The sequence below is a fragment of the Sphingopyxis sp. 2PD genome, from assembly GCF_005503695.1.
In the GTDB taxonomy this organism is placed as follows: domain Bacteria; phylum Pseudomonadota; class Alphaproteobacteria; order Sphingomonadales; family Sphingomonadaceae; genus Sphingopyxis.
This window is the reverse complement of sequence record NZ_SCMU01000052.1, coordinates 1-2,832: the sequence shown is the minus strand read 5'-3', so window position 1 is coordinate 2,832 and position 2,832 is coordinate 1. Positions and strand designations below refer to the sequence as shown.

The 2,832-nt window shown below is 66.9% G+C and carries 5 protein-coding genes; all 5 read left to right on the top strand.

Going from position 1 to position 2,832, the window contains the following annotated elements; genetic code table 11:
• Nucleotides 1-309 precede the first annotated feature (309 nt).
• The gene (ung, locus tag FFS18_RS17310; RefSeq protein WP_137871798.1) at nt 310-1,029 is read left to right on the top strand and encodes a uracil-DNA glycosylase; all 720 of its coding nucleotides are present in this window, start codon (nt 310-312) and stop codon (nt 1,027-1,029) included.
• Entirely contained in the window at nt 1,026-1,784 is a 759-nt protein-coding gene (locus FFS18_RS17305; RefSeq protein WP_137871797.1) for a sulfite exporter TauE/SafE family protein, read from the top strand. The genes ung and FFS18_RS17305 overlap by 4 nt, the downstream gene beginning before the upstream one ends.
• A 78-nt stretch (nt 1,785-1,862) precedes the next feature.
• Complete coding sequence (locus FFS18_RS17855) at nt 1,863-1,994, top strand: hypothetical protein (protein ID WP_269461330.1); 132 nt, start codon at nt 1,863-1,865, stop codon at nt 1,992-1,994.
• Nucleotides 1,995-2,006: 12 nt separating this feature from the next.
• Nucleotides 2,007-2,465 carry a YaiI/YqxD family protein gene (locus tag FFS18_RS17300; RefSeq protein ID WP_137871796.1) on the top strand — a complete coding sequence of 153 codons (459 nt, stop codon included), beginning with the start codon at nt 2,007-2,009 and terminating at the stop codon, nt 2,463-2,465.
• Between the two features lie 50 nt (nt 2,466-2,515).
• Nucleotides 2,516-2,832 (top strand): Mpo1-like protein (locus FFS18_RS17295; RefSeq protein ID WP_137871795.1); only part of this gene is annotated, 317 nt, incomplete at its 3' end.

Below are 2,832 nucleotides of genomic sequence, written 5' to 3'. Positions count from 1 at the left end.
GCGGGCTGCTTTGGGGAGGGAAGCGGGCTTAGCCGCTCCTCCCCGGAACGGGGAGGGGGACCAGCGAAGCTGGTGGAGGGGCACCATCGGTTTGCCTTGCCGCCGAAGTCGTACTCCACCGCGAGGCTCCCGGAAAGCGCAGTTCTTTAGGCCCGGCGCTGCGGTAACCTCCTGTGCCCCTCCACCACCCTTCGGGTGGTCCCCCTCCCCCGTTGGGGGAGGATCGGCTACGTCCGCAATCGGTCGCTAACCGCCATTCACCCGGCGCCAGCACTGGACAAGGCCGCGCGCCTCTGGTGAAGCGCCGTCATGGCCGACGTCAAATTGCATCCCGACTGGCTCGCCCGCATCGGCGGCGAGTTTGCGCAGCCCTATATGGCGGCGCTCAAGCAATTTCTGGAGGGCGAGCGCGCGAGGGGGAAGGCGATTTTTCCGCGGCCGCGCGACTGGTTCGCGGCATTGGATGCGACGCCGCCAAGGCAAGTCCGCGTCGTGATATTGGGGCAGGACCCCTATCACGGGCCGGGGCAGGCGCACGGGCTCTGCTTTTCGGTGCAGCCGGGGGTGCGGGTGCCGCCGAGCCTCGTCAACATCTACAAGGAAATGGAAAGCGACCTTGGCATCGCGCGTGCGCGCCACGGCTATCTCAAATCCTGGGCAAGCCAAGGCGTGCTGCTGCTCAACAATTGCCTGACGGTCGAAAGCGGCATGGCGGCGTCGCATCAGGGCAAGGGGTGGGAGAAATTCACCGACGCGGTCGTCGCGGCGGTCGCCGCCGATCCGGCGCCGAAGGTGTTCATCCTGTGGGGCAGCCATGCGCAGAAGAAGGCGGCGAATGTCGCGGGCCTGAAGGAGCGGGAGCTCGGCGCGGGTAGCCCGCATCTGGTGCTGCGCGCGCCGCACCCCTCGCCGCTGTCGGCGCACAATGGCTTTTTCGGGTCGCGGCCGTTCAGTCAGGCCAATGATTTTCTGGCGGCGCAGGGACGCGGGACGATCGACTGGCGCCTGCCGGACGAACCCGGCGCATGAACCTGCTCAGCGATCCGCTGACGTTCGCGGTGCTGGCGCTGGCGGTGATCCTGCTGGGGCTGGCCAAGGGCGGGCTTGCGGGGGTCGGGGCGCTTGCGACGCCGATCGTGGCGCTGGTGCTGCCGCCGACGCTTGCCGCGGCGCTGCTGCTGCCGATCCTGATCGTGCAGGATGTCGTCAGCGTGTGGTCGTTCCGCAAGACATGGGACGGGTGGATCATCGGCTGGATGCTGCCCGGCGCCGCGGTCGGCATCGCCGCGGGCTATTTCTACGCCGAGCAGGTCGACGAGGCGAAGCTGATGGCGGCGCTGGGCGCGATCACGCTGGCGTTCGGGCTGTATCGCCTGTGGGTCGAGCGCGGCGGACGCGTGGTTGCGGCGTCGAGTTCGCCGGGCTGGGTCGGCAGCCTGTTCGGGATCGCCACCGGCTTTACTAGCCAGATCGCGCATGCCGGCGGGCCGCCGTTCCAGATGTGGGTTACCCCGCGCCGCCTGCCGCATCTGGTGTTTGTCGGAACGAGCTCGGTGCTGTTCGCGGCGATCAACTGGATCAAGGTTCCCGCCTATATCGCGCTCGGCGCCTTTCCGCGCGAGGTGCTGGTGGCGGCGGCGCTGCTGATGCCGCTGGCGATCGTGTCGACCTTGCTGACGGTACGCTGGCTGAAACGGATCGATGGCGCGCGCTTCTATGTGATCATCTATCTGCTGATGGTGGTGCTCGGCGCCAAGCTGATGTGGGATGGGGTGACGGGATAGGGGGCGACTTGCGGTGGTAAAGCGCGTAGGCTGCGTGGCGACGGGCAGAGGCGTCCGTCCCCTTTCAAGGTATTGACCATGGCCAAAGGCCAGAAAAAGACGAACCGCGAAGTCCGCAAGCCCAAGGCCGAAAAGCCCAAGAAGCCGAATGCGAGCAATCCGTCGACCAAGGTCGGGGTGGTTGCCGGCCTCGACAATATGAAGAAGTAACCGCGCCGCGCCATGCCTCCCCCGACGATATTGGTCGACGCCGACGCCTGTCCGGTAAAGGACGAGATCTACAAGGTCGCTTGGCGCCACGAGGTGCCGGTGAAGGTGGTCAGCAATAGCCGGCTGCGTGTTCCCGAGCATCCGTTGATCGAGCGGGTGGTGGTGTCGGATGGCTTTGATGCCGCCGACGACTGGATTGCCGAAGCGGCGGATGCGGCGAGCGTCGTGATTACCGCCGACATATTGCTCGCCGACCGCGCTTTGAAGGCGGGGGCGATCGTGCTCGGCCCCAATGGCAAACCCTTTACGACGGCGTCGATCGGCCCCGCGATCGCGACGCGCGCGATCATGGCCGACCTGCGCGCCGGGATGGACGGGCGGACGGGCGGACCGCCGCCCTTTTCTAAGGCCGACCGGTCGCAATTTTTGCAGGCGCTCGACGCGGCGCTGGTCCGGTTGAAGCGCGGGTAGCGGCGCTTCCGCCGGTTGACCGCAACGCGGCGTCGCCGCATGTTGACGCGATGGCCCGACTCTACACCAGCTTCGCCGAATTCTGGCCCTTTTACCTGCGCGAGCATAGCAAGGCATCGACCCGGGCGCTCCATTATGTCGGCACGACGCTGGTCGTGCTGATCGCGATCGCGGCGGTGCTGAGCGGGCGCTGGGGGTGGCTGATCGCGCTGCCGCTGGCGGGATATTTCTTTGCGTGGGTGGCGCATTTCGGGGTCGAGAAGAACCGGCCCGCGACCTTTACCTATCCGCTGTGGAGCCTGGCCTCCGATTTCAGAATGTGGGGGCTGTGGCTCACCGGGCGGCTGGGGGCGGAACTCGACAAGGC